Here is a 23,195-nt window from a genome sequence, read left to right on the forward strand (position 1 = left end):
TACCGGTTCAGGCGAGCGGCTCGTCGGCGAGGTACGGCGGCGCGGGGTCGTACTGCATGACCCGGCGCACGGCGCGGGCGTGCTCGCGGCCGTGCAGGCGGCCGGTGAGCCAGAGCGCGCTGTCGATGCCGGCCGAGATGCCCTGGCTGGTGAGCAGGTTGCCGTCCACGACATACCGGGCGTCCCGCACGACCGTGACGTCACCGCGCGCTTCGAGGTCGTCCTCGCGGCTCCAGTGCGTGGCCACCCGCCGCCCGCGGGCGAGCCCGGCGGCGTACAGCAGGAACGTGCCGGTGCAGACGCTCGTCACCCAGGTCGCCTGGGCCCCGGTCTTGGCGATCCAGGCGACGACGTCAGGATGGTCCGCCTCGACCGCGCGCGTGCCGCGCCCGCCGGGGACGAGCAGCACGTCCAAGGGCGGATGGTCGTCGAGGGTGTGGTCGGGCAGCACGCGCATGCCCTTGGCGCAGCGCACGGGGCCGGGGTCCGCGGCGATCAGCACCGCGGTGTCGCCGCCCTCGCGCAGCCGCGCGGAGACGGTGAAGACCTCCCAGGGGCCGACGAAGTCGAGCTCTTCCGCCCCGTCGAAGATGAGCAGTCCGTACGTGGTCACAGGTCGCCTCCCATGGCGGTGGAGTGGAATCGGTCCCGGTAGTCGGAGGGGGCGATGCCGACCCGGCGGTGGAACGTCCGGCGCAGGGTCTCGGCGGTGCCGAAGCCGCAGCGGCGGGCGATGGCCTCGACCGGGTCGTCGCCCTCGGCGAGCGCGCGCTGGGCCGCCTCGACCCGGACCCGCTCGACGTACGAGCCGGGCGGGACGCCGAGTTCGGCGGTGAAGCGGCGCTGCAGGTGGCGTGGGCTGATGCCGGCCCGCAGGGCGAGATCCCTGATGTCGTGCCTGGCGCCGGGGTCGGCGTGGATGGACGACACGGCGGCGCGGACGGGGTCGCTGGCCGGCTGCCTGGACCACAACCCCACGCCGAACTGCGACTGGCTGCCCGGTCTGCGTAAGAAGAGGACCAGCCGTCTGGCCACGCCGTGCGCGACGTCGCGGCCGAGGTCGTCCTCCACCAGGGCGAGGGCGAGGTCCATGCCGGCGGTCACGCCGGCCGACGACCAGACGCGCCCGTCCCTGACGAAGATCGGGTCGCTGTCGACGGTGACCTCGGGGTGCTCCGCCGCCAGGCGTTCCGCGCGGGCCCAGTGGGTGGTCACCCGGCGGCCGTCGAGCAGGCCGGCGGCGGCGAGCAGGAACGCGCCGGTGCAGACCGAGGTGGCCCGGCGAGCTCCAGAGCCGGCGGCGGTGATCCAGGACAGCAGCGCGGCGTCGTTCCTGGCCGCGTAGACGCCGGAGCCGCCGGCCACGACCAGGGTGTCCACGCCGTCGGCGGAGAGCGTGCCGGGTCCGTGGCCGGCGTGCACGGGCAGGCCGCTGCTCGCCCGGACCAGGCCGGGTGCGGGGGCCAGGATCTCGCAGGTGTAGGCGCCGGCCTGGTGGAAGACCTCGTACGGGCCGGCCAGGTCGAGTGACTGGAAGCCGTCGAAGACGACGAAGACGACGCGGCGCTGTTTCACCGTTCCAGCTTGTGACCGGGCCGGACGTGGCGTCAACGACCGGCACCCCACAGATCGCGCCATCTCCTCCCCCTTCAGTGACCCTGAAGGTGTCGTGTTACGCTTCAGGCTGCCTGAAGGTTGGAGGGAGAACGATGGAACATCTGCTGTTGTCGGTGCACGTGCTCGCCGGCATCGTGTTCGTGGGCGGCTCGGCCGTCGCGACGAGCCTGTTCCCGCGCTACGTACCGGTGGCCGCCCCGGTCACCGTCCCCGTCACCACTGTGGCCGATGAGAGCGTGGACAACGGGCGGAGCCGGGCCGTGGCGCTGGCGTTGCACCGCATCACCCGCGGCTACAGCCTGGCCGGCCTGGTCGTGCCCGCCGCCGGGCTCGTCCTGGCCTTCGTGCAGGGGCGTACCGGCGAGATCTGGATCACCCTCGCCGTCGTCCTCACCGCCGCCGCCGGCTTCCTGCTCGCCGTGCAGATCTATCCACGCCAGCGCGACGCCCTGGCCACGCCGGGCGACCGCGCCCGGTTGAAGCCGCTGTCGATGATGGCCGGGTGCTACAACGTGCTGTGGACGATCGTCGTCGTGCTGATGATCGTCCGTCCCGGCGCGGGCGAGGGGGCCTGATGTCCGTGCGCGCGTTGCGGATCGCGGCCGCCGTCGAGACGCTGTCCCTGGCGATCCTGCTGACCAACCTGGCGACGGTGCACGAGCCGGCGGTCGCCTCGCTCGTCGGCCCCGTGCACGGCGCGGCCTACCTGGCCGTCATCGCCATCACCGTGCTGATCCCCGGCAGCGCCGCGACCGGCGCCCGCCGGCGCGCCGTCGTCCCGGTGATCGGCGGCCTGCTCGCCCTCTGGCGGCTCCGCGCGCCCGCCCTGGACAAGCCCGTTTCCTGATCCTACGTTCGAGGAGGTTCACCGACCGCGCCCCCCGGATGAGGTGACGTCCCATGCCCTTGGATCACGCGACGACCGCACTGCTGGAGCAACTGGCCGCGCTGGGCGGCCCGCCGCTGCACGAGCTCGCCCCTGAGGAGGCCCGCACCGTCAGCGCCGGGCTGAGCGAGCTGAGCGGCAAGGGCCCCGACGTGGCCCGGGTCGAGGAGGTCACGATCCCGGCCGAGGACGGCGCGTCGTTCCCGGCCCGCGTCCTCGTCGCGAACGGCACCCCGCGCGGCGTCATCGTCTACTACCACGGCGGCGGCTGGGTGATCGGCTCCATCGACGAGTTCGACGCCCTGGGCAGGGAACTGGCCGTGCGCACCGGCTGCGCCGTGGTGCTGGCCGGCTACCGGCTGGCCCCCGAGCACCGCTACCCGGTCGCCGCCCGCGACGCCTACGCGGCCCTGCTCTGGGCCGCCTCCGACATGCCGGGCCTGCCGATCATCGTGGCGGGCGACAGCGCGGGCGGCAACCTGGCGGCGGTGGTGGCGCAGCGGGCCAGGGACGAGGGCGGCCCGGCGATCGCGCTGCAGGTGCTGGTCTATCCCGTCACCGACTGCGACCTGGACGCCCCCTCCTACCAGGATCCGGACCGCCAGCTGCTGCTCACCCGCGACGGGATGGTCTACTTCTGGGACCACTACGCCCCCGACCCCGGCGCGCGGGCCAACCCGGACGCCTCGCCGCTGCGGGCGGCCGAGCTGTCCGGCCTGCCGCCGGCGCTCGTGCTGACCGCCGAGTACGACATCCTGCGCGAGGAGGGCGAGGCCTACGCCGAGCGGCTGCGCCAGGCGGGGGTGCCGGTGGAGTCCAAGCGGTTCGAGGGCCAGATGCACGTCTTCTTCACGATGGTGAACGTGCTGCCGGCCAGCGCCGAGGCGCTCGACCTGGTCGCCGGCGCCGTCGGGCGCAGCCTGGGATGAACGGACGGGCCCGGCCTGAGTGCGCCGGGCCCGCCCTCTCACGTCATCCGGCGAAGAGCTGGGTGAGCTTCAGGAACAGCTCGTACACGCCGTACGCGAACGGCAGCCCCACCCAGAGCCACGCCACCACCTTCAGCCAGGTGCGCCCCTCGCTCATACCGCCTGTCCCTTCTCCGTCACCTGCGGGTCGAGCCGCTGCACGGGCTTCTCATGGAATCTCTCGTGCACCGGCCGGATCAGCTCGTTGGCGAGGAAGCCCACCACGAGCAGCCCGATCATGATGAACAGCGAGGTCGTGTAGAGGTCGGGCCCGGCCCGGCCGGCCGCCTTCTGGCTGTCGGCGATGGCGTTGATGATCAGCGGGCCGAGCACGCCGGCGGTGGACCAGGCCGTGAGCAGGCGGCCGTGGATGGCCCCCACCTGGTAGGTGCCGAACAGGTCCTTGAGGTAGGCGGGCACGGTCGCGAAGCCGCCGCCGTAGAAGGACAGGATGCCGATCGCGCACAGGATGAACAGCGGCTTGGAGCTGTCGCCGGCCAGGGCGATGGCGAGGTAGAGCAGCCCGCCGACGCCCAGGTAGACGCGGTACATGTTCTTGCGCCCGATCAGGTCCGAGGTGGACGACCAGACGAAGCGGCCGGCCATGTTGGCCAGCGACAGCAGCGCGACGAAGCCGGCCGCCGCCCCGACGGCGACGGGCGCCTGCGTACCGGCGAAGAAGTCCCTGATCATCGGCGCGGCCTTCTCCAGGATGCCGATGCCGGCCGTGACGTTGCAGCACAGCACGACCCACAGCAGGTAGAACTGCGGGGTGCGGATGGCGTTGGCCGCGGAGACGTCGGCGCTGGTGATCAGCGGGCGGGTGCTGGCCGCCGGCGGGCTCCAGCCCTTGGGTTTCCAGCCGTCGGCGGGCACCCGGACGAGGAGCACGCCCATCGTCATGAACACGGCGTAGACGAGGCCGTGCACGAGGAACGTCATCGCGATGCCGCCGGTGGCGGTGCCGAACGAGGACAACATCTGCGCCGACCACGGCGAGGCGATGAGCGCGCCGCCGCCGAATCCCATGATCGCGATGCCGGTGGCCATGCCCGGCCGGTCGGGGAACCATTTGATCAGGGTCGAGACCGGCGAGATGTAGCCGATGCCGAGTCCGATGCCGCCGACGAAGCCGTAGCCGAACACCACCAGCCAGTACTGCCGGGTGGCCACGCCCAGCGCCGACAGCAGGAAGCCGGAGGAGAAGCAGGCCATGGAGACGAACATCGCCCAGCGGGGCCCGTTGCGCTCGACCAGCGTGCCGCCGAAGGCGGCCGACAGGCCGAGCATGACGATGCCGAGCTGGAACGGGAGCGCGCTCTGGGTGCCGGAGAGCCCGAGCGAGGATTCGAGCGGGGGTTTGAAGACGCTCCACGCGTACGCCTGCCCGATGGCCAGGTGCACGGAGAGCGCGGCGGGCGGCACGAGCCATCGGCTCCAGGTGGGTGCCGCGATGGTACGAGAACGACTGAGGAAACCTGCGGAGCTAGCGAACCTGGTCCTGTCTGCCACGCACCACGGGTACCACATACGGTATGCAGTATTTGAAAACCGTACGAGTTTTACGGCGAGCGGTCAGTTTGCGTCGATGAACGGCTGCCGACCCGTGAGCCGGAGAGCCCGCGATCATAATGGAGGCAACCACGAGCGGGGGCGGCATGGTGACCAGCGGGCCAGAAGTCAGGATCGCGACCGGCGGCGTGCGCGGCCGGACCGGCGACGGCGTGTCCGTCTTCCTCGGCATCCCGTTCGCCCGGCCACCCCTCGGCGACCTGCGCTTCGCCGCCCCCGTGCGCGCCGAGGCGTGGGGCGGGGCGCGTGACTGCGTGGCGTTCGGGCCGCCGCCGCCCCAGCAGTCCATGCTCACGGACACGCCCGCCCGGGACCGCGCCGGGGAGAGCTGGCTGACCGTCAACGTCTGGACGCCGTCGCCCGGCCCCGCCGCGCGGCTGCCGGTGCTGGTGTGGATCTACGGCGGCGCGTACCGGGCGGGCGAGGCGGGCGACTCCGTCTACGACGGCACGGTGCTGGCCCGCGAGGGCGGCGTGGTGGTCGTCACGCTCAACTACCGGGTGGGCATGGAGGGCTTCGCCCAGATCGAGGGGGCGCCGGCCAACCGGGGGCTGCTCGACCAGGTGGCCGCGCTGGAGTGGGTGCGCGACAACGTGGCCGCGTTCGGGGGCGACCCGGGGCGGGTGACGGTGTTCGGCGAGTCGGCGGGGGCCGGGTCGATCGCCGCGCTCCTGGCCATGCCGAGGGCCGCCGGGCTGTTCGGGCGGGCCGTCGCGCAGAGTGTGCCCGGCACGTTCTTCTCCGCGCCGCTGGCCGCCGACATCGCCGCCGTCCTGGCCGGCGAGCTGGGGCTGCGCGCCTCGGTCGCCGACCTCGCCGCCGTCGCGCCCGAGCGTCTGGTGGCCGCCACGGAGGCGTTCAACGGCAAGATGCTCCAGTACGAGGACCGCTGGGGGCCGGTGGCCCGCACCGTCACCCCCTTCTCCCCCGTCGTGGACGGCGACGTGCTGCCCCGCGACCCCTGGGCCGCGCTGGCCGGGGGCGCCGCCCGTGAGGTCGAGCTGGTCGCGGGCCACAACCGCGACGAGTACCGCCTGTTCATGGGCATGGGCCGGCCGCCTGCCTCCTGGGAGGAACGGGCCGACGAGCTGCTGCGGGCGTTCGCGCCCGGGATCGACTACCGGGCCGCCTTCCCCGGCGCCGGGGCCGAGGAGCTGTGCGAGCTGGTGCAGTCCGACTGGCTGTTCCGCATGCCGAGCCTGCGCCTGGCCGAGGCGCAGGCCGCCGGGGGCGGGCGGGCGTACGTCTACGAGCTGACCTGGCCCAGCCCGGCCGGCGGCGGCGAGCTGGGCGCCTGCCACGCCCTCGACGTCCCGCTGGTCTTCGGCAACCTCGGCAGCGGGATGGCCCGCTTCTTCCTCGGCGACCCGGTCCCGCCTGGGGCGGCCGAGGTGTCGGCGGACTTCCGCCGCGCGTGGACGGCGTTCGCGGCGGGCGAGGGGCCGGGATGGGAGGCGTACGAGCCGGGACGGCGCCTGGTCCGCCTCTTCGACACCCCGCCGTCGGTCGAGCCGTACCCGGAGGAGACCTCCCGCCGCCTGTGGACCGCCCACCGGTTCGGCACACTCCCGCTCCACGCCTGACCGGCCCCCGCTCACCGCGCGACCGACCCGCACTTCTCGCCCGACCGGCTCTGGCGCGCCGGCGCCCTAGGGAAAGCCCTAGGCCACCCCCCGTGGCGCGGCCGCCGCGCCCGGTGGCAGCGTGCCGTCTGCGGGCTCGGGAACGTTCCCCGCGCCCGCACCGAGACGACACCGGGTGGGTGGACGACATGACCGAGCCAACAAGCGGGGTGGCGAAACAGGAGCTCCACGACTTCCTGCGCACCGCGGACAAGCTGACGCTCGACGACCGCAAGCTCCTGGTCCAGCAGGCGCTGCTGCTCATCGAGCAGAACTACGTGCACCTGCCGCTCAAGGCCGCGATGCACGCCGTCAACCCGGTGCAGCGGCTGCGGCTGCTCGCGGCACGGCTGAGCCGGCAGACCCCGGCGACCATGGGCCCGGAGTGGCGCTTCCACGCCGAGCTGTCGGAGATCTTCCACTCCGTACGCGACCTGCACACCAACTACCTGCTGCCGCTCCCGTACGCCGGCAAGATCGCCTACCTCCCGTACCTGATCGAGGAGTACCACACCGGCGACGAGCGCCACTACGTCGTCACCATGACCGTCGAGGGCTTCACCGCGCCCGGGTTCGGGCCGGGCGTGGAGGTCACCCACTGGAACGGCGTCCCGATCGACCGGGCGGTCGAGCACAACGCGGCCAGGTTCGCGGGCAGCAACCCGGGCGCGCGGCACGCGCGCGGCCTGCAGTCGCTGACGATCCGGCCGCTGCGCCTGCACGTGCCGCCGGAGGAGAGCTGGGTCGTGCTCACCTACGTCGGCGCCGACGGGATCCGCAGGGAGCTGCGCGAGAGCTGGCGGGTCAGCGACAACCAGCCGTCGTTCGTGGACGCGGACCGGCTCAGCGTGGCCGCCGTGGCCCAGGGCCTCGACCTCGGCGCGGACGAGATCGGCCGGGCCACGAAGATGTTGTACGTCCCCGAGGCCGTCACCCCGCTGGAGACGCTGGGCGGCGCCGAGCTCACGGCCGAGCCCGCCGCGCCCGGCGCGGACCTGCCCACGTCGATGCCCGGCTTCTTCCGGGCCAGGAGCGTCGTCACGCCGTCCGGCGTCTTCGGCCATCTGCGGATCTTCAGCTTCAGCGTCAACGACCCCGGCGCGTTCGTGCGCGAGTTCGTCCGGCTCGTCGAGCTGCTGCCGCAGGACGGGCTCGTGGTGGACGTACGGGACAACGGCGGCGGGCACATCCACGCGGCCGAGTTCCTGCTGCAGACGCTCACCCCGCGCCCGATCGTCCCCGAGCCGACCCAGTTCGTCACGACGGCGCTGAACCAGCGCGTCTGCGGGCAGCACAAGGAGAACCCGACCGGCGAGATCGACCTCGGGCCCTGGTGCCCGTCCATGGAGCAGGCGCTGGAGACCGGCGCGGTCTACTCGGGCAGCTTCCCCATCACCCCGGCCGACGGGGCCAACGTCATCGGCCAGCGGTACTTCGGCCCGGTCGTGCTGATCACCAACGCCCTGTGCTACTCGGCGACCGACATCTTCGCCGGCGGCTTCCAGGACCACCGGATCGGCCCCGTCCTCGGCACCGACGACAGCACGGGCGCGGGCGGCGCGAACGTGTGGACCCACGCGCTGCTCAAGCTCCTGCTCGAACTGCCCTCCCCCGTGCCCGGCAGCCCCTACCAGCCGCTGCCCGGGCAGGCGGGCATGCGGGTGTCGATCAGGCGGACGCTGCGGGTGCACGACCTGGCCGGCACGCCCGTCGAGGACCTCGGCGTGGCCTCCGACCACCGGCACCTGATGACCCGCGACGACGTCCTGCACGGCAACGCCGACCTGCTCGCCCGGGCCGGCGAACTGCTGGCCGGGCGGCCGGTGCGGCGGCTGGACGTGCGGGTCACCGGGACCGGCCTGACGCTGTCGACCCGGCTGGTCGACCGGGCCGACGTGTACGTGGACGGGCGGCCGGCGGTGTCGGTGGACGTGACCGGGCCGGAGACGACCGTGACGGTGCCGGGGGCGGCGGGCGCGGGCGTCATCCGGGTGGAGGGGTTCGAGCACGGCGAGCTGGTCGCCGCCCGGACGATCCTGCCGCAGTCCTGAACGAGTTGTCCGCCTGTCAACGTGCCCGGCCGGTGGGCGGAGTGCCGGTGGAGACGATGCGGTCGGCCTCGGCGACGAGCGGGCTGGCGCGGAAGCGCTGCCAGCCCGCCCGCAGGCGGCGCAGCTCGTCGCCGACCCGGGCCGAGGCGGTCAACCGGACGTCGTCGCCGAACCCGAGTGCCGTGACGGCGGCCTGCTCAGGATCGCCCGCGCGCAGGTAGGCGTTGGCCGCCCGCAGGCCGATCAGCACGCGGGTGCGGAGTTCGACGGGGCGGCGGGCGTTCATGGAGGCGGTGAAGTGGCGGGCCGCGGCGGCGTGGTCGCCGAGCTGGGTGAGGGTGAGGCCGATCTGGTGCTCCAGGGATTCGTGCCGGTAGTTGCCGGTCCAGCCCGCCTCCTGGGGGGAGCCGGCGCGTTCGAGCTGGTTCTCCGTACGGCGCAGCAGGTTGAGCGCGTCCCAGCGGGTGCCGGCCGCCGCGTGCGCCTCAGCGCGCATGCCGGTGATCCAGGCCAGCGTGCGATGGGGGCCGTGCCCGCCGAGGGCGGAGGCGGCGGCGTCGGCCAGCGCCAGCGCCTCGCCGTCGTGGCCGAGCTCGGCCGCCTGCACGGCCATGCTGCGTAACGCCGTCGCCCGTAACAGCAGGTCGCCGGCCTCGTCGGCGAGCCGTACCGTGCTGATGTAGTAGCGCTGGGCCAGCGCGTTCGCGCCGGCGTCCATCGCCATGTACGCGGCCAGATAGCCCAGCTCGGCCGCCGCGGCGAACAGGTCCGGCCTGGTACGCCCGCTCGCCTCACGCAGCAGCGGCGTGACCTCGCGCGACAGGTAGGCGGCGACCGCGACACGGGCGTGCGCGCCACCGAACCGGTCGTCCAGGTCGGCGAAGGCGGCGGTGGCGGCCCTGATGCGGGCCACGTCGCCCGCGCCGGGACGGCCGGACGGGCCGGGAACGCGCCGTGGGGACATGCCGGGCAGGTTCGACAGACTCGACAGGGCGGCGAGCGTGAACGTGCCGGCGGTCAGCACGGTACGGCGGTTGAGCAGGTCGTCCTCCCCCAGCGTGGCCAGCCGGGCGACCGGGTCGCCGCGCCAGGGGTCGTCGGCCGGCGGCGCGACCCCGGGGTCCGGCCAGCCGAGATGCGCGGGGCGGAGGTCGGGCCGCCCGAGCCGGCGCCGGAACGCCTCCACGGCCGCGTGCACCGCCTCGGGCCTGGGCATGGTGCCGGTCAGCCAGTGCCCGACGGCAGAGCGGTCGTAGTGGATCCGCTCCCCGGTCTCGGCGGCGACGGCGTTGACGTTCTGCGCGGTGGCGGCGTGGGTCCAGCCGGCCTGTTCGATGAGCGCGGCGAGGGCCCGGTTCACGACCGGACGGGTGCGCCGTGGCGGCATCGCAGCTTCACATCGCTTCACATCGCGGTGCCCTCGACGATGCGCCGTACGGAGCGCACCGTCAATAGTGCGGACCGTGACGTGGCGGCCCGGTCGAGGCCGTACGAGGCCGGACGAGAGGACAGACGGCATGACTAGCAGGGACGAACGCGGCGGGGCCGCGTACCGGGACGGGGCGGCTGTCGACGTTGCGCACGCCGAGTTGCTGGCCGCGCTCGCGGGCCGGCCGCTGGTCACCGTCGACCGCTACAGCACCGCTCTGCGCACCGGCTACACCGGCCCGGCCCCCGTCGAGTCGCTGCGACCGGCCCTGGGCATCGGCTGCTACTCGGCCTGGGACCCGGCCCTGCCCGGCATGGTGGTGGCGGCCGAGGACCGGACCAGGACGCGTTCCGTCGCCGAGCGGCACGGCTGGTTGCGGCGAGTGCGGCACGACGCCGCCCGGCACCTCGTCAAGCTGGATCGCCCGCCGGTCATCGCCAGCAGGTGCGCCGGCGCCCGGCTGTCGGAGCTGGCCGGACCAGGGGCGACGGTGGCGGCGATCGGCGAGGGTGTGCGGGCCACGATCGAGGCCAGACACCTGCTGGACGACCTGCTGCGCGCGGCCGGAGTGCCCGCCGTGGCGCGGATCCGCTGCGTGCCGGCCGAACGGCTGCCCGGCCTGGCCGAGCTGCGCCGGGCGGTCGGCACCGAGCGGGTCGTGGTGCAGGCGGGCGGCCTGGCCGGCGGGCGCGGCACCGTGATCGTGTCGGGCGACGCCGACATGTACCGCGCGGCCCGGCTGCTGGGGCCGTACCGCGTGTCCGGGTTCGTGGACGGCTGGCCGTGCGCCGTCACCGCGCTCAGCGTCCCGGACGGCGAGGGCGGCGTCAGCGTGTACGTGGACCGCCCCTCGCACGGCGCGACCGGCGTCCCCGAGCTGGGCGCCGGCCCCCTGTGCCCGGCCGGGCGGGACTGGTCGCGCCCGTGGCCGGTGCCGGCCGCCGCGCTGCTCATCGAGTGCGCCGAGCGGATCGGGATCTGGGGCTGGCGCCGGTACGGCGTCGCCGGGCTGTTCAGCGTGCACGCGCTGCTCACACCGGGCGAACGGATCCTGGTGTCGGCGATCAAGTGGCGGCACGACGAGAGCGCCGAGGTGTCGGCGGTCAACCAGCAGGCCGTGGGGGTGCCGCCGTTCACGCTGGCGCACCTGGTCGTCATGCTGCGCGGCCGGGTCGGCTGGCTGGCGGACCCGCAGGAGTTCAACCAGCTCAGCCTGCTGCGGGCGACCGAGCGCGGCGGGCCGTTCGCGGTCCGGGTGCGGCACCGGCACGAGTCCCCGGTACGGGTGGCGGCCGGCCGCGGCCCCGGCGTCTACCGGCTCGACCGCGAGGACCGCCTGCGCTGGGCCCGCCCCGCCGCGAACCCGGCCGATGCCCACGCCGACCAGGGCGAGTTCCTGCTGGCCGACCTGCCGGGCCCGGACGTCGTCTGTCATCCGGGCGCCGACCTGGCCACCATCGAGGCGGTCACGGACGGCGCCACCCAGCCCTTCCACGGCCCCGCCAGCGCCTCCCCGTTCACCCGCCGCATTGCCGCCGCCATCGAAGACCTCTGCCACCCCTGCGACCCATGACGTCAACCGCCGGCCGAGGGAGACCAGGCGCGCCTTCCCAGAGGCCGGCGCGAGCCCGATGACAGCCGCACGCGCCTTCACGGAAGTCCACCGCGCCTGCGACCTGTGACGTCAGGGCAGGCCGATGGCGCTCTCCCAGAACCAGTTCCATCGGATCACGTCGCGGAAGCGGGCCGACCCCGCCTCGTACAGCACGCCGATCGCCCCGTTCCCGGCGAGCGTCATATCGGAGTAGCCGGCGTGGTCGGCGTCGATCCTGATGCCGGCGTTCCCTGCGGCGCCGTCGTGGTGGCGCCAGGTCGTGCCCTCGTCGAAGGAGGAGCGCACGTTCATGCCCACCGGATTGTTGCCCGTCTTGGGGGTGGCGGGCGCCGACAGCAGGATGCGGGTGTACGGGCCGCCGTCCCAGCGCTGGCGGAGCAGGGCGGGGTGGGTCGGCGGCGCGGTGACGGCGTCGTCGGCGCGGAAGTCGCCGTCGAAGCTCTCGCCGCCGTCCGAGCTCGTGGCGCGGGCCAGTCCGTGCACGGAGGTCTGGTCGGGCACCACGCCGTTGCGAGCGATCACGAGGATGCCGCCGTCGGTCCGCTCGACCAGGGTCTGCTCGCCTAGCTTGAGCACGGACTTGTCGTACGTGGCGGTCGCGCCGATCCGCCAGCTCGCGCCGTGGTCGTCGCTGTAGACCAGCCGCACGCTCTGCCGGTCGCCCACGGCGAAGTAGACGGGCACCACCAGCCGGCCCTGGTGCTCGCCCCGCGTGAGCTGGATGCCGTGCCCCGGCCCGGTGGCGAACCAGTCGCCGGGGCCGGCGGGGGCCTTGATGTCGCCGGACAGGTCGCGCGGCGCCGACCACGTACGTCCGTCGTCCCGGCTGACCTGCACCTTCGGGGTGCGTGGCGTGTGCTGTGCGGCGGTCGGCTCTGAGGTGGTGAACAGGAACACCGGCCCGGACGAGTCGGCCACCACGGTCGCGTTCCCCTGGAGGGCCGCCCCCGGTGGTGCCGGCCAGGACCGTCCTGCTCGCCTCCCAGGTGCGGCCGTGGTCGGTGGAGCGCCGCATGACGACGTCGAACGCGCCGTGGTCGGCGCAGTCGTTCCTGTTACGCCGTTCGGCGAAGGCGAGCAGCACGTCGTTGCTCGTCTTCACGACCGCCGGCAGCCGGTAGCAGGTGGTGACGTTCTTTCCGGTGACCGGATCGGTGGTGACGGACTGCTTCCACAGGGTCTGCCGGTGCCACGTGTACGTGGGCGGCTGCGCGGCGGCGGGCAATGCGCCGACGGCCATGATCACGACGACGCCAGCCACGGCGCCGAGAGTGCGTAAGGAACGCATGCGTGCCTCCAACTCGGGCTTCGCGATCATGATCGCATCGGCGGCCGGGTCAGCGGGAGGTCTGGACGCGACCCCGGCCGGCAGGACGTCAGGACACGGCCAGGTCGGTGGTAGGCCAGCACGCGGCCGGGTCAGTGGGTGGACAGCACGCGGGCCAGGGCTTCGAAGGTCTCCACGGGGGTGCCGGGCGGCGGGGAGACGCGCAGCACCGGCTCACGAAGGTGCAGCGGGGCCCGGGCCACCGGTACCACGCCGACCAGCAGGGACGCCTCGTCCGCCCGGGCGGCGGCGCGGGCGGCGGTGTCGTCGGGCGGGGGGCTGAGAGTGACGAGGGCGGAGGGCTCGTCCAGCGGCTCCGCCACCCGCCAGCCGCCCGCGCCGTCGAGCAGTCCGCGCGCCGTGCGGCCGAGTTCGGCCAGGTGGGCGTGGACGGCGGGCGGACCGAGCTCGTGGTGCTCCCGCACGGCCACCCCCAGCCCGGCCCTGGCCGCGACGGCCGCCTCGGAGGTCTCGAACCGGGCCGCCCCCGGCACAGGCCGTGAAGCCTCCCCCACGGCCGGCCCGTCCCACGATTCCGGCGATTCGCCCCACGAACTCCCTCGATCGCCCCACGACTCCAACCGGCTGTTCCACGACTTGCCGGACTCGCCCGACTCACCCCACGACTCCCCCAGCCCACCCCACGGCTCCGACGGGTCGTTCCAGATGTGGCCGGCGAGGGTCGGGGCCAGGGTGTCCATGGTGTCGGTGAGGCCGGGGATGATGAGGAAGCCGACGCCGCGCGGCCCGGCCAGCCACTTGCGCGACGTCCCCACGTACGCGCTCGCCTCCGTCCCGCGTACCTCCACGTGCCCCAGCGACTGGCACACGTCCAGCACGAACGGCACCCCGGCGGCCCGGCACAGCGCCCCGGCCTCAGCAGCGGGCTGGACGACACCGTGATGAGAGCCGACGTGGGAGAGCACGACCAGGTCCAGGCTGGAGCGCAGCCGGGCGCGGAGCCCGTCCGGGTCGAGCCGGCCGGCGCCGTCCAGCGGCAGCTCGATCAGCCGCCACCCCCGCCGCGCGGCCAGGCGGCGCAGCAGCATGAACGTGCTGCCGTACTCGGCGCGGGTGCAGCCGACGCGGCTGCCGGGCCCGAGCCGCCAGCCGCCGAGCAGCGCCGCCATCGCCTCGGTCCCGCTCTCCAGGAAGGCCACGTCACCGGGCTCCGCGTCCACCAGAGCGGCCAGGGAGGCCCTGGCTCCGGTCAGGTCGGGCGCCGCCCGGTAGCCGCCGAGCTCGCGTTCCCGCCGCAGATGAGCGGTGACGGCGTCGAGCACGCGGTCGCTGGGCACGTTGCATCCGGCCGCGTCGAGATGGCCGGCGGGCGTCACGCTCCGTGCCGCCCGCCACGCCGCGCCGACGCGCCCGATCGCCGGCGAGACCGTCACGCCTCGGCCAGGACCAGGGTGAAGTCTCCAGCGGGATCGGTGTAGCGGCGGCCGATGCGGAAGCCGGCCGCGGCCAGCTCCGCGCGCAGCCCCTCGGGGCGGAACTTGGCGCTGATCTCGGTCCGCATCTCCTCCCCCTCCTCGAACGAGACCGCCAGCCCGAGCGCGTCGACCCGCACCCGCATGGCCCGGGTCGCCCGCAGCCGCATCTCGATCCACTCGTGCCGCTCGTCGAAGACCGCCACGTGCTCGAACGCCTCGGGCTGGAAGTCCGCGTTCAGCTCCCTGTTGATCACCCGGAGCACGTTCCGGTTGAACTCGGCCGTCACCCCGGCCGCGTCGTCGTAGGCGGCGACGAGCCGCCCGGGGTCCTTGACCAAGTCCGCCCCCAGCAGAAACGTGTCCCCCGGCCGCATCGTGGCCCGCAGTTCCTTGAGGAACACGGCGCGGGCGGCCGGTTCGAGGTTGCCGATCGTGCCGCCGAGGAAGGCGACCATGCGCCGCCCCTCGCGCGGCAGCAGCGCCAGGTGATGTTCGAAGTCGGCGCACACCGCGCGCACGTCCACGCCGGGGAAGCGCCCGGCCACCCGCCGCGCCGCGGCCTCCAGGGTGACCGCGTCCACGTCCACCGGCGTGTAGCCGCGCAGCCTGCCCGCCGCCGCGAGCGCGTCCAGCAGCAGCACGGTCTTCTCGCTGGTCCCCGAGCCCAGCTCGACCAGCGTGTCCGCGCCGCAGGCGGCCACGATCTCGGCCGAGCGGGCGCGCAGGATGGCCAGCTCGCGCCGGGTCGGGTAGTACTCGGGCAGCCGGGTGATCCGCGAGAACAGCTCGCTGCCCGTGGCGTCGTAGAACCACTTGGGCGGCAGCCACTTGGGCGAGGACGTCAGGCCGCTGGTGACGTCGTGTTCGAGCGCCTGGCGCAGGTAGTCGCGGTCGAGATGGTTGATCACACGCACGGTGGAGTGGCTGACGGGCACGAGGCCTCCTATAGGTAGATCACAACGGCTGGACGCGTACGTCGTCGCCGGCGACGGTCAGCAGGCTCCGCTCGGGCACGGCCTGCCAGCCGGGCAGGCCGTCGAGCGGCTCGCTGGCCACCAGCACGCCGTCGTCGAGTCGGCGAAGGAACAGGGTGTCGCCCCAGACGGTCGCGACCACGGACGCGCCGTCGCAGGCGAGCAGGTTGAGCCGGGCGGCGGGGTCCTTCTCCCCGGCCCGTACGACGACGTCGGCCAGCGCCTCACCCAGGCCGGCGCCGGCGCGCCCGCGCTGGAACACGGCGGCGGCGACCCAGGCGGCGTCGCAGGTGCTCTCGGCCCCGTCGGCGAGGTCCTTGACCGCGTCGCGCGCGACCCGGCCGTTGTGGCTGAGCAGCCAGGTCCCGTCGGCGAACGGCGCGGTCGCGGTCTCCTCGACCGGCATGCCCACGGTGGCGGAGCGCACGGCCGCCAGCAGGCAGGTCGAGCGAGCCACCGAGGCGAGGCCCGGCAGGTTGGCGTCGGTCCAGATGGGCACGGCGCGCCGGTAACGCACGGGCTCGGCGCGGGCGGGGTCGTACCAGCCCATGCCGAACCCGTCGGCGTTCACCAGGCCGGCGCGCTGGCGGCGCGGCTGGTAGGACTGCCTGAGCAGCCCGTACCCGGGCTCGTCGATGAGCGAGGAGAGCGGGCGGGCGGCGCCCAGCCAGGCGGCGTGCCGGCACATGTCAGACCAGCTCCGAGCGGGCGCACCGGAAGCCGGTGAAGATCTGCCTGCGGATCGGATAGTCCCAGTTTCTGAACGTGGTCCGCACCGCCGCCGGGTCGGCCGCCCACGAGCCGCCGCGCAGCACCCGGTACTCCTCGCCGAAGAACACCTCGCTGTACTCCTTGTACGGGAAGCTGCGGAAGCCCGGATACGCCTGGAACCAGGAGGAGGTCCACTCCCACACGTCCCCGATCATCTGCTCGGCCCCGTAAGGGGAGGCCCCGCCCGGATAGGCGCCCAGCGGCGCGGGCCGGGCCGCGCGATGGCCGAGGTTGGCCAGCGAGGGGCCCGGATCGCTCTCGCCCCATGGGTAACGCCTGGCCCGGCCCGCCTCCTGGTCCCAGCCGCAGGCCTTCTCCCACTCGGGCTCGGTGGGCAGCCGCTTGCCGGCCCAGCGGGCGTAGGCGTCGGCCTCGTACCAGGACACGTGCTGGACCGGCTCGTCCATCGGGACCGGCTCCGTGCGGCCGAAGCGGTCGCGGTACCAGGAGCCGCCCTCCCTGGTCCAGAACAGCGGGGCGGTGATGCCCTTGCGCTGCCGCCACTGCCAGCCCTCCGGGGTCCAGAAGCGCTGGTCGTCGTAGCCGCCGTCCTCGATGAAGGCCGCGTACGCGGCGTTGCCGACGGGCAGCCGGTCGATCCAGTAGCCGGGCAGGTCGACCCAGGTGGCGGGGCGCTCGTTGTCGTAGGCCCACGGGAGCGTGTCGGTGCCCATGAGGAAGCGGCCGGCGGGCACGTGCACCTCGTCGGGGCCGCCGGCGCGCCCCGGCGGCAGCTCACCCTCGCGAACGAGCCCCGGCTCCCGCGAGAGTTGCAGCGTGGCGAGCATGGTCTCGTCGTGCTGGTGCTCGTGCTGGATCACCAGGCCGAACACGAAGCCGTCGCGGTGCAGCGGCGACGGGCCCTCCAGGTCGACCCGGTCGAGCACGTCGAGCACCCGGCCGCGCACCCCCTCGATGTAGCGGCGGGCCTCGGCCGGGCCGAGGAACGGCAGGCTGGGGCGGTCCTTCCGCGGCGTCTTGAACGCGTCGTAGATGTCGTCGATCTCGGGGCGCAGCGGCGTCATGCCGCCGGCCTCGCGCAGCACCCACAGCTCCTCGTAGTTGCCGACGTGGGCCAGGTCCCACACGAGCGGCGACATGAGCGGGGAGTGCTGCCGGATCAGCAGGTCGTCCTCCGCCTCCGTGTAGGCGAGGGAACGGTCGCGCACCGCGATGAGCTGCGCGGCGATGCGTTCCTTGAAGTCGTTCATAGCCATCCTTCGTTCGGTCCTTCGAGCCAGGGCGTGCCCGTGGGCCCCGGCTCCATCAGGTCGGTGGCGGGTGAGCGGCCCGTCGTCACGTGCCGGTCGGCGAACGCGGCCACCTCGGCCACCAGGCCGGGGCCCGCGCCCAGGCGCGGCAGGGCTTCGAGCGCGGCGCGGAAGCACGTCTCGGCCGCCCGGCGCAGCACCGGGTCGGCCAGCCCGCACCGCGCCGCCCGCTCCCACGCCTCCGCGTCCGCGCCGCCCTCCCGCGGCTCCTGGTACGGCCGCACGGCGGCCATCGCGGCGTCGGCGGCCCGGTCGTCGGAGATGAGCGCGTGGGTCACCGCCACGCACACCGGCCAGGCCGACAGGTGCTGCGCGTCCAGGTAGCGGATCTCCAGCCAGCCCCGAGGGCGCACCGGCGGGAACAGGGTGGTGGCGTGGTAGGCGAGGTCCTCGGCCGTGGGCGGGCGCGCGCCGCCCTCCATCCCGCCGCCCGCCACCCGGCCGCGCTCCAGCCAGTCGCGGAACGTCGAGCCGTCGCGGACGGGAAGGTAGCGCTCCTCGTCCTCGCGCACCAGCATGAGCCGGGCGTCCAGCAGGTATTCCGCCCAGTCCGCGGCCGGGTCGCCGGTGGCGGGGACGAGGGCGGTCCTGCTGGGGTCGAGGTTGTTCCACACGGCCTGGCGGCCCGACATCCAGCCGCACGGCCGGCCGCCGCTCAGCGGGGAGTTGGCGAAGGCGGCCAGCAGGACGGGGCCGAGCGCGTGCGCCCGCTCCCACCGGATCGCCGGTTGCGCGCCCAGGTCCAGGTTGACCTGGATGGACGCGGTCGAGCACATCATCAGCGCCCCGTACGGCAGCCCGAGGAAGGCGGCCATCGCGTCGTAGCGGGGGCGGTTGAGCTGGCGGCGCGCGGGGCGTACCGGATCGAGGCCAACCCCGCCGAGGACCAGCCCGGAGGCGCGCAGCCCGGCGCGCACGGCGGCGACGTCGCCGGCCAGGGCGGCCAGCGCGGCGGGCAGCGGGCCCGCGGGCCCCGACAGTTCGAGCTGGCCGCCCGGCTCGAACGTCACCCGGCTCCCGCCCGGCAGCCGCGCGGGCAGGGCCCCCTCGACCTGCGCCAGCGCCACATGCCTGGCGGGTTCGGCACGGTCGAAGACCAGGAACTCCAGCTCCACGCCCACCCGGTCGGAAGTGGCGGGCTGGAAGCAGCGGCGCGCGAAGTCCGCCACCTCCGAGGCGTCGCGCAGCGGCGTGCTCTCGGCCGTGACCCCGATCATCGTCTTCCCTTCGCCGGCGCCGCAGGTCACGACTACAGATCCGCGAGGCGCGCGATCGTTACAGACGACTTTCCGTGTAACGGATGCGGCCCGGCGGGCACTAGGCCACATGGAGCAGGGACCACCGGAGTGCGACGAGGTGCTGGCGTCACTCACCGACTATCTCGACGACGCGCTCACCCCCGGCCGGCACGAGGGCGTGGCGGCGCATCTGGGCGTGTGCCCGGGGTGCGCGGCCTGGCTGGCGCAGCTCCGCGCGACGATCGCGGCCCTGGGCTGCCTGCGCGACGGCGTCGTCCCGCCGCCGGTGCTGACCGCGCTGCGCGAAAGCTTCAGCAGGTAGGAGCTCCAAGGGCAGGCGCGGACGGAGGCGTGGCAGGCCCGGTCGGCGGGGGCCGCCGCTTCGTTCAGCCGCCGTGCCGCTCGCGGAAGGCGGACATCAGCCGGTCGCGGACGCCGGCGGGCAGCTTCTCCGGGGGCTGGTCGCCCAGGACCCTGATCGTGGCGCGGAACTGCTCGAAATAGCGCTCGCAGTGCTCGCAGCAGGAGAGATGCGCCCGTACGCCGTCGTGTGACGGCCGGTCGAGGACGTCTTCAAGGTAGGCGGTGAGGAGTTCCACCAGTTCGTCGCAGGTGAACCGCTTCACGACGTTGACCGCCCTTGTCTCTGGGATGAACCGTTTCACTTATTGTCGCCGCTGAACGGACCGGATGGGGCCGTCAGCGGTTTCCCTTACTGTTCGGCCTGCTTGACGGAGCCGTAGTAGTCCGCCAGCCAGCCGCGCACCGCCGTACGGGCGCGGTGGAGCAGCACCCGCTGGTTGGCCGCGGAGATCTCCAGGATCTCGCACACCTCGTCGGAGGAGTAACCCTCGACGTCACGCATGGTGATCACGACCCGCTGCCGTGGCGGCAGCCGCCCCAGGGCCTCGGCGGTCAGCGCGCGCACCTCCGCGGCCAGCGCCTCGCCCTCGGGCGACGGCCAGGCCGCCCCTGGCTCGCCCCAGCGGCCGCCGTCGGGGAACGACACGCCGTCGGGGAAAGGGACGCCGTCGGCCTCGAAGGCGCTCCACGGCAGCGTGCGGCTCTCGCGCATGCCGCGCTTCTTCGCCGTGTTGACCAGGATGCGGTAGACCCACGTCTTGATCGAGGAACGGCCCTCGAAGCCGTCGATCCCGTCGATCACCGCCAGCCACGTGTCCTGGACGACCTCCTCGGCGGACGGGTCGGTGGACACGTAGGATCTGGCGACCCTCAGCATGCCCCTGGACCAGGTGTCGAGCAACGCCGCGAACATCGTCTCGTCGCCCGCGCGCAGTGCCGTGACGACGACGTCGTCCGGTGGCAGCCTCCCGCCCGCGAAAGCCCCCACGATCGCTCCCCCTCCGGTCGGACGCTGGGACAACTTCTCACCTCAGAACCAAACCGGGAGTCCGGTGTCTTCCACGGTGGAAGGACTCGCTCAGGCTAGACTCCACCACTGACGTTTCCCCGATGGACGGGGCATAGCCATTTCCGGTGCGTATTGTCGTGAAATCGGGCAAAACGGTATACGGAGGAGTAAGCCTCGGCGCACGGGTGAGGAGCATCACATGCGGCGGCGGTCGGAGAGACTGCTCTACGCGGCGAACGGGGTCGATCTCCGGGTCGCCGACGTCGAGCTGACCGGCGGTGAGCGCGTGGAGCGGCCCTTCATCCGCACGCCACGGGCCGCCGGAGCGGTCGTCTTCCACGGCGGGCGGGTGCTGCTGCTGTGGCGCCACCGGCCCATCACCGGCACGTGGGGCTGGGAGATCCCGCTCGGCGAGATCGGGCCGGAGGAGGAGCCCGAGCAGGCGGCGGCGCGGCACGTCGAGGAGCAGACCGGCCTGCGGCCTGGGCCGCTGCTGCCGCTGATGCGGATCCGCCCGGCCGGCGACGTCGCCGACTGCGAGCACATCGTCTTCGCCGCCCACCAGCCCGAGCCCGCCCCGGCCCCGGTGACCGCGCCGGAGGCCCGCGACGACGCGAGCCAGGACGACGGCGACGAGGGCCGGGAGCGGGCCGAGTGGGTGCCGATGCTGCGGGTCCAGGCGCTGATCGAGGAGCAGGCGATCACCTCGGCGACCACGTCGGCCGCCCTCCTGCACTTCCTGGCCGACCTCCTCCAGGCCCGCCCGGCCCACTAGCCGGCGTCGATCACCGTTCGCCCGCCGGTTCCTGCACCGGCTCCGCGCTCCCGGCCCGCTCTGGAGCGGCCCGCAGCCGGTCGCGGCGGTTGGCGAGCAGGCTCGTGGCCGTCACGACGGCCAGGACGGAGACGATCACCCCGAGCGAGGCCAGGGTCGGGATCTCCGGCACCTGGGCCCACACGCCGTGCGCCCAGTGCAGGAGCAGCTTGACCCCGATGAAGGCCAGGATGACGCTGAGCCCGTGGTTCAGGTGGCGCAGCTTGGTCAGCACGCCCTTGAGCACGAAGTACAGCGCACGCAGCCCCAGCAGCGCGAACGCGTTGGTGGCGAACACCAGGAACGGGTCCTCCGTGACGCCGTACACGGCCGGCACCGAGTCCACCGCGAAGACGATGTCCGTGGCCAGGATCGCCACCGCCGCCAGCGCCAGCGGGGTCAGCGCCAGCCGGCCCTGCTCGCGTACGGCCAGCCGGGAGCCGCGGTAGTCCTCGGTGACCGCGACGAAGCGCCGTACCAGCCGGACGGTGCGCATGGAGGAGATGTCCACCTCCTGCTCGTGCCCGGTCATGACGTCCCTGAGGATCTTTCCGGCGGTGAGGATGAGGATCGCGCCGAACAGCAGGAACGCCCACGTGCCGCTCTGCAGCGCGGCGGCGCCCAGCGCGATGAAGACGGCGCGCAGGACCAGCGCCCCGACGATGCCGTACAGCAGCACCCGCCTGGCCAGCGCCTGCGGCACCGCGAAGGCGGCCAGCAGCAGCATGAACACGAACAGGTTGTCGACCGACAGCGACTTCTCCACCACGAACCCGGTGAAGAACTCGGCCGCCACGCCGCCCCCGTGGTCGGCCCACAGGTAGACGCCGAAGAGCACGGGCAGCAGCAGGTAGAAGATCGACCAGCCGACCGCCTCGCGCATCCGTTCCTCGCGCGGGCGGCGGGTGAGGATCAGGTCCAGCGTCAGCAGCAGCACCAGGGCCGCGACCGTGATGGTCCAGAGAGCGGGTGAGGCGATGGTGGGCAGCGCGACGGCATGCGAAATCGTCCCCGCGGACATGGGAAACCTCCCTCGAACGCACTTCTCGTTCGAGGTCTCCTTCACCCTTGCGGGCGGCCGCCCGGGGACGCCCGGGACGTCCGTACTGACCGGGTCGGCACTTGGGAAGTACTCCCCTCGCCGCGTTCAGAGTAGATGAGATTCGGACATCGCGACACCCCGGCCGTCCCGGGCGGCGGCGATCACGCGTAATCTGGTGCTGCCGGCAGGCCCGCATGAGCCGGGCGTCGCGCGGTTTCGCCCGCGCGGGCGGCCGGGCGGCTTGACGGGCCAATTGAACGACTTTTTAAATTCCTTCATGGGACGCATCGCTGGGGTCACCGCCGCCGAGACGCGCGAGCGGCTGCTGCGCGCCGCCGCCGACGCCTTCGCCGAGCACGGCTACGACGGCACCCGCGTGGCGGACATCGCGGCGGCGGCCAGGGTGAGCAACGGCGCCCTCTACGCGCACTTCGGGTCCAAGGCCGAGCTGCTCGTGGCCGCGTTGCGGGCCCACGCGCGGCGGCGGCTGGAGAGCCTGTTCGCCGGCGACCCCGACCGGTCGGCCACGGACCTGCTCCTGGAGCTCGGCCGCGCCCTGCCCCGCGACCGCGACCCCGACGGCTACCTCATCGTGGAGGCGCTGGTCGCGGCGCGCAGGGACGAGAGCGTGGCCGGTCCCATGCGCGACTACATGAGCGAGCGGGCGGAGTGGATCTCCGACCTGCTGCGCACCGGGCAGGGCGACCGCGAGATCGACCCCGGGCTGTCGCCCGACGCGCTGGCCCACTTCTGCCTGCTGCTCGCGATGGGCAGCGCGGTCGTCACTCCGACGCTGCACCACGTGGACGACGCCGAGTGGACCGCGCTGCTGACCCGGATCATCGCCGGCCTGGCCCCGCTGGACCGGACCGCCGGGAACGGGCCCGCGTGCGGGCGCGCGGATGAGACGGTGGGTGAGCCCGTGAACACGTACCTGGACGAGCCGTCGGAGCGGCTCGCCGACCCGACGGAGATCGCGTGAAACTGCACATCGACCCCGAACGTTGCCAGGGCCACGGCCGCTGCTACGACCTGGCTCCCCAGCTGTTCGGCGAGGACGACGAGGGCTACGGGCGGGTGCTCGGCGACGGCCTCGTGGCCCCTGACCAGAAGCGGGACGCGCGCCTGGCGGTGGTCAACTGCCCCGAGCAGGCCATCGAAGCCGACCCGGCCTGACCCCGCCGCACCAC

General features: G+C 73.7%; 25 protein-coding genes. 11 read left to right on the forward strand and 14 right to left on the reverse strand.

Features of this window, described 5'->3' with window-relative positions; all coding sequences use genetic code 11:
- Positions 1 to 7: 7 nt before the first annotated feature.
- Both B0I32_RS31080 and B0I32_RS31085 read right to left on the reverse strand, forming a co-directional pair.
- Positions 8 to 613, reverse strand: a complete 606-nt coding sequence (locus B0I32_RS31080) for a DJ-1/PfpI family protein (protein ID WP_106245795.1) — start codon at positions 611 to 613, stop codon at positions 8 to 10.
- A complete protein-coding gene (locus B0I32_RS31085) occupies positions 610 to 1,575 on the reverse strand; it encodes a GlxA family transcriptional regulator (RefSeq protein ID WP_106245797.1) in 966 nt (321 codons plus the stop codon). Before B0I32_RS31085 ends, B0I32_RS31080 begins: the two co-directional genes overlap by 4 nt.
- Before the next feature lie 134 nt (positions 1,576 to 1,709).
- On the opposite strand from B0I32_RS31085, the gene B0I32_RS31090 reads away from it, so the two are divergent.
- The 3 genes from B0I32_RS31090 to B0I32_RS31100 are packed head-to-tail and all read left to right on the forward strand — an operon-like array spanning position 1,710 to position 3,432.
- Entirely contained in the window at positions 1,710 to 2,192 is a 483-nt protein-coding gene (locus B0I32_RS31090) for a hypothetical protein (protein WP_106245799.1), read from the forward strand.
- Positions 2,192 to 2,464, forward strand: a complete 273-nt coding sequence (locus B0I32_RS31095; RefSeq protein WP_181307959.1) for a hypothetical protein — start codon at positions 2,192 to 2,194, stop codon at positions 2,462 to 2,464. Before B0I32_RS31090 ends, B0I32_RS31095 begins: the two co-directional genes overlap by 1 nt.
- Positions 2,465 to 2,517: 53 nt before the next feature.
- The gene (locus B0I32_RS31100) at positions 2,518 to 3,432 is read left to right on the forward strand and encodes an alpha/beta hydrolase (protein ID WP_106245800.1); all 915 of its coding nucleotides are present in this window, start codon (positions 2,518 to 2,520) and stop codon (positions 3,430 to 3,432) included.
- A 43-nt stretch (positions 3,433 to 3,475) separates the two neighbouring features.
- On the opposite strand, the gene B0I32_RS61740 is transcribed toward B0I32_RS31100, so the two are convergent.
- Together B0I32_RS61740 and B0I32_RS31105 are read right to left on the reverse strand one after the other, a co-directional pair.
- Positions 3,476 to 3,589 (reverse strand): MFS transporter small subunit, encoded by a 114-nt coding sequence (locus B0I32_RS61740; RefSeq protein ID WP_425438119.1) that lies wholly within the window; start codon positions 3,587 to 3,589, stop codon positions 3,476 to 3,478.
- The gene (locus B0I32_RS31105) at positions 3,586 to 4,896 is read right to left on the reverse strand and encodes an OFA family MFS transporter (RefSeq protein WP_425438120.1); all 1,311 of its coding nucleotides are present in this window, start codon (positions 4,894 to 4,896) and stop codon (positions 3,586 to 3,588) included. Before B0I32_RS31105 ends, B0I32_RS61740 begins: the two co-directional genes overlap by 4 nt.
- 206 nt (positions 4,897 to 5,102) lie before the next feature.
- Here B0I32_RS31105 and B0I32_RS31110 point away from each other — a divergent pair, with 206 nt between their 5' ends.
- Positions 5,103 to 6,626, forward strand: a complete 1,524-nt coding sequence (locus tag B0I32_RS31110) for a carboxylesterase/lipase family protein (RefSeq protein WP_219912087.1) — start codon at positions 5,103 to 5,105, stop codon at positions 6,624 to 6,626.
- A gap of 188 nt (positions 6,627 to 6,814) precedes the next feature.
- On the forward strand, positions 6,815 to 8,716 hold the full coding sequence (locus tag B0I32_RS31115) for a S41 family peptidase (RefSeq protein ID WP_106245924.1): 1,902 nt from the start codon (positions 6,815 to 6,817) through the stop codon (positions 8,714 to 8,716).
- A 16-nt stretch (positions 8,717 to 8,732) separates the two neighbouring features.
- Here B0I32_RS31115 and B0I32_RS31120 read toward each other — a convergent pair whose 3' ends face one another.
- On the reverse strand, positions 8,733 to 10,076 hold the full coding sequence (locus B0I32_RS31120) for an NsdA family TPR-like regulatory protein (RefSeq protein ID WP_245956135.1): 1,344 nt from the start codon (positions 10,074 to 10,076) through the stop codon (positions 8,733 to 8,735).
- A 157-nt stretch (positions 10,077 to 10,233) separates the two neighbouring features.
- Here B0I32_RS31120 and B0I32_RS31125 point away from each other — a divergent pair, with 157 nt between their 5' ends.
- A complete protein-coding gene (locus tag B0I32_RS31125) occupies positions 10,234 to 11,718 on the forward strand; it encodes a hypothetical protein (RefSeq protein WP_106245806.1) in 1,485 nt (494 codons plus the stop codon).
- Positions 11,719 to 11,829: 111 nt separating this feature from the next.
- Here B0I32_RS31125 and B0I32_RS31130 read toward each other — a convergent pair whose 3' ends face one another.
- On the reverse strand, positions 11,830 to 12,681 hold the full coding sequence (locus B0I32_RS31130; RefSeq protein ID WP_106245808.1) for a sialidase family protein: 852 nt from the start codon (positions 12,679 to 12,681) through the stop codon (positions 11,830 to 11,832).
- Between the two features lie 29 nt (positions 12,682 to 12,710).
- Between B0I32_RS31130 and B0I32_RS57970 the strand changes: the two genes are divergently transcribed.
- Positions 12,711 to 12,881: a hypothetical protein gene (locus B0I32_RS57970; protein ID WP_181307961.1), complete on the forward strand. Its 171-nt coding sequence runs from the start codon at positions 12,711 to 12,713 to the stop codon at positions 12,879 to 12,881.
- A 298-nt stretch (positions 12,882 to 13,179) separates the two neighbouring features.
- On the opposite strand, the gene egtE is transcribed toward B0I32_RS57970, so the two are convergent.
- From egtE to egtA, 5 genes are read right to left on the reverse strand one after another with little or no spacing between them, the layout of a single operon-like run.
- Positions 13,180 to 14,481, reverse strand: a complete 1,302-nt coding sequence (egtE, locus tag B0I32_RS31135; protein ID WP_245956136.1) for an ergothioneine biosynthesis PLP-dependent enzyme EgtE — start codon at positions 14,479 to 14,481, stop codon at positions 13,180 to 13,182.
- A complete protein-coding gene (gene egtD / locus B0I32_RS31140; RefSeq protein WP_106245810.1) occupies positions 14,478 to 15,458 on the reverse strand; it encodes an L-histidine N(alpha)-methyltransferase in 981 nt (326 codons plus the stop codon). The genes egtE and egtD overlap by 4 nt, the downstream gene beginning before the upstream one ends.
- 19 nt (positions 15,459 to 15,477) lie before the next feature.
- Complete coding sequence (gene egtC, locus B0I32_RS31145; protein ID WP_106245811.1) at positions 15,478 to 16,185, reverse strand: ergothioneine biosynthesis protein EgtC; 708 nt, start codon at positions 16,183 to 16,185, stop codon at positions 15,478 to 15,480.
- 1 nt (position 16,186) lies between these two features.
- A complete protein-coding gene (gene egtB / locus B0I32_RS31150) occupies positions 16,187 to 17,479 on the reverse strand; it encodes an ergothioneine biosynthesis protein EgtB (protein WP_106245813.1) in 1,293 nt (430 codons plus the stop codon).
- Positions 17,476 to 18,756, reverse strand: a complete 1,281-nt coding sequence (egtA, locus tag B0I32_RS31155) for an ergothioneine biosynthesis glutamate--cysteine ligase EgtA (protein ID WP_106245929.1) — start codon at positions 18,754 to 18,756, stop codon at positions 17,476 to 17,478. Before egtA ends, egtB begins: the two co-directional genes overlap by 4 nt.
- Before the next feature lie 109 nt (positions 18,757 to 18,865).
- Here egtA and B0I32_RS31160 point away from each other — a divergent pair, with 109 nt between their 5' ends.
- Positions 18,866 to 19,099, forward strand: coding sequence for an anti-sigma factor family protein (locus B0I32_RS31160; protein ID WP_106245815.1), 234 nt, complete (start codon positions 18,866 to 18,868; stop codon positions 19,097 to 19,099).
- A 64-nt stretch (positions 19,100 to 19,163) separates the two neighbouring features.
- Here B0I32_RS31160 and B0I32_RS31165 read toward each other — a convergent pair whose 3' ends face one another.
- Positions 19,164 to 19,403, reverse strand: coding sequence for an anti-sigma factor family protein (locus tag B0I32_RS31165; protein ID WP_106245817.1), 240 nt, complete (start codon positions 19,401 to 19,403; stop codon positions 19,164 to 19,166).
- 86 nt (positions 19,404 to 19,489) lie between these two features.
- Entirely contained in the window at positions 19,490 to 20,128 is a 639-nt protein-coding gene (locus tag B0I32_RS31170) for an RNA polymerase sigma factor (protein WP_245956137.1), read from the reverse strand.
- Between the two features lie 220 nt (positions 20,129 to 20,348).
- On the opposite strand from B0I32_RS31170, the gene B0I32_RS31175 reads away from it, so the two are divergent.
- Positions 20,349 to 20,924, forward strand: coding sequence for an NUDIX domain-containing protein (locus tag B0I32_RS31175; RefSeq protein ID WP_106245819.1), 576 nt, complete (start codon positions 20,349 to 20,351; stop codon positions 20,922 to 20,924).
- A gap of 10 nt (positions 20,925 to 20,934) precedes the next feature.
- Here B0I32_RS31175 and B0I32_RS31180 read toward each other — a convergent pair whose 3' ends face one another.
- Entirely contained in the window at positions 20,935 to 21,984 is a 1,050-nt protein-coding gene (locus B0I32_RS31180) for a TerC/Alx family metal homeostasis membrane protein (protein WP_106245820.1), read from the reverse strand.
- A gap of 298 nt (positions 21,985 to 22,282) precedes the next feature.
- Between B0I32_RS31180 and B0I32_RS31185 the strand changes: the two genes are divergently transcribed.
- A complete protein-coding gene (locus tag B0I32_RS31185; protein WP_106245822.1) occupies positions 22,283 to 22,987 on the forward strand; it encodes a TetR/AcrR family transcriptional regulator in 705 nt (234 codons plus the stop codon).
- Positions 22,984 to 23,181, forward strand: coding sequence for a ferredoxin (locus B0I32_RS31190; RefSeq protein WP_106245824.1), 198 nt, complete (start codon positions 22,984 to 22,986; stop codon positions 23,179 to 23,181). Before B0I32_RS31185 ends, B0I32_RS31190 begins: the two co-directional genes overlap by 4 nt.
- The last annotated feature ends 14 nt before the right edge of the window (positions 23,182 to 23,195 follow it).

It is taken from the genome of Nonomuraea fuscirosea, assembly GCF_003001935.1.
GTDB lineage: Bacteria > Actinomycetota > Actinomycetes > Streptosporangiales > Streptosporangiaceae > Nonomuraea > Nonomuraea fuscirosea.

Excerpts from the sequence above, each read along its gene's own strand:
- B0I32_RS31115 (WP_106245924.1), top strand. The coding sequence starts at position 6,815 with ATGACCGAGCCAACAAGCGGGGTGGCGAAACAGGAGCTCCACGACTTC.
- B0I32_RS31100 (WP_106245800.1), top strand. The coding sequence starts at position 2,518 with ATGCCCTTGGATCACGCGACGACCGCACTGCTGGAGCAACTGGCCGCG.
- B0I32_RS31175 (WP_106245819.1), top strand. The coding sequence starts at position 20,349 with ATGCGGCGGCGGTCGGAGAGACTGCTCTACGCGGCGAACGGGGTCGAT.
- B0I32_RS61740 (WP_425438119.1), bottom strand. The coding sequence starts at position 3,589 with ATGAGCGAGGGGCGCACCTGGCTGAAGGTGGTGGCGTGGCTCTGGGTG.
- B0I32_RS31110 (WP_219912087.1), top strand. The coding sequence starts at position 5,103 with ATGGAGGCAACCACGAGCGGGGGCGGCATGGTGACCAGCGGGCCAGAA.
- B0I32_RS31180 (WP_106245820.1), bottom strand. The coding sequence starts at position 21,984 with ATGTCCGCGGGGACGATTTCGCATGCCGTCGCGCTGCCCACCATCGCC.
- B0I32_RS31095 (WP_181307959.1), top strand. The coding sequence starts at position 2,192 with ATGTCCGTGCGCGCGTTGCGGATCGCGGCCGCCGTCGAGACGCTGTCC.
- B0I32_RS31125 (WP_106245806.1), top strand. The coding sequence starts at position 10,234 with ATGACTAGCAGGGACGAACGCGGCGGGGCCGCGTACCGGGACGGGGCG.
- egtA (WP_106245929.1), bottom strand. The coding sequence starts at position 18,756 with ATGATCGGGGTCACGGCCGAGAGCACGCCGCTGCGCGACGCCTCGGAG.
- B0I32_RS31090 (WP_106245799.1), top strand. The coding sequence starts at position 1,710 with ATGGAACATCTGCTGTTGTCGGTGCACGTGCTCGCCGGCATCGTGTTC.
- B0I32_RS31185 (WP_106245822.1), top strand. The coding sequence starts at position 22,283 with ATGGGACGCATCGCTGGGGTCACCGCCGCCGAGACGCGCGAGCGGCTG.
- egtC (WP_106245811.1), bottom strand. The coding sequence starts at position 16,185 with ATGTGCCGGCACGCCGCCTGGCTGGGCGCCGCCCGCCCGCTCTCCTCG.
- B0I32_RS31160 (WP_106245815.1), top strand. The coding sequence starts at position 18,866 with ATGGAGCAGGGACCACCGGAGTGCGACGAGGTGCTGGCGTCACTCACC.
- egtB (WP_106245813.1), bottom strand. The coding sequence starts at position 17,479 with ATGAACGACTTCAAGGAACGCATCGCCGCGCAGCTCATCGCGGTGCGC.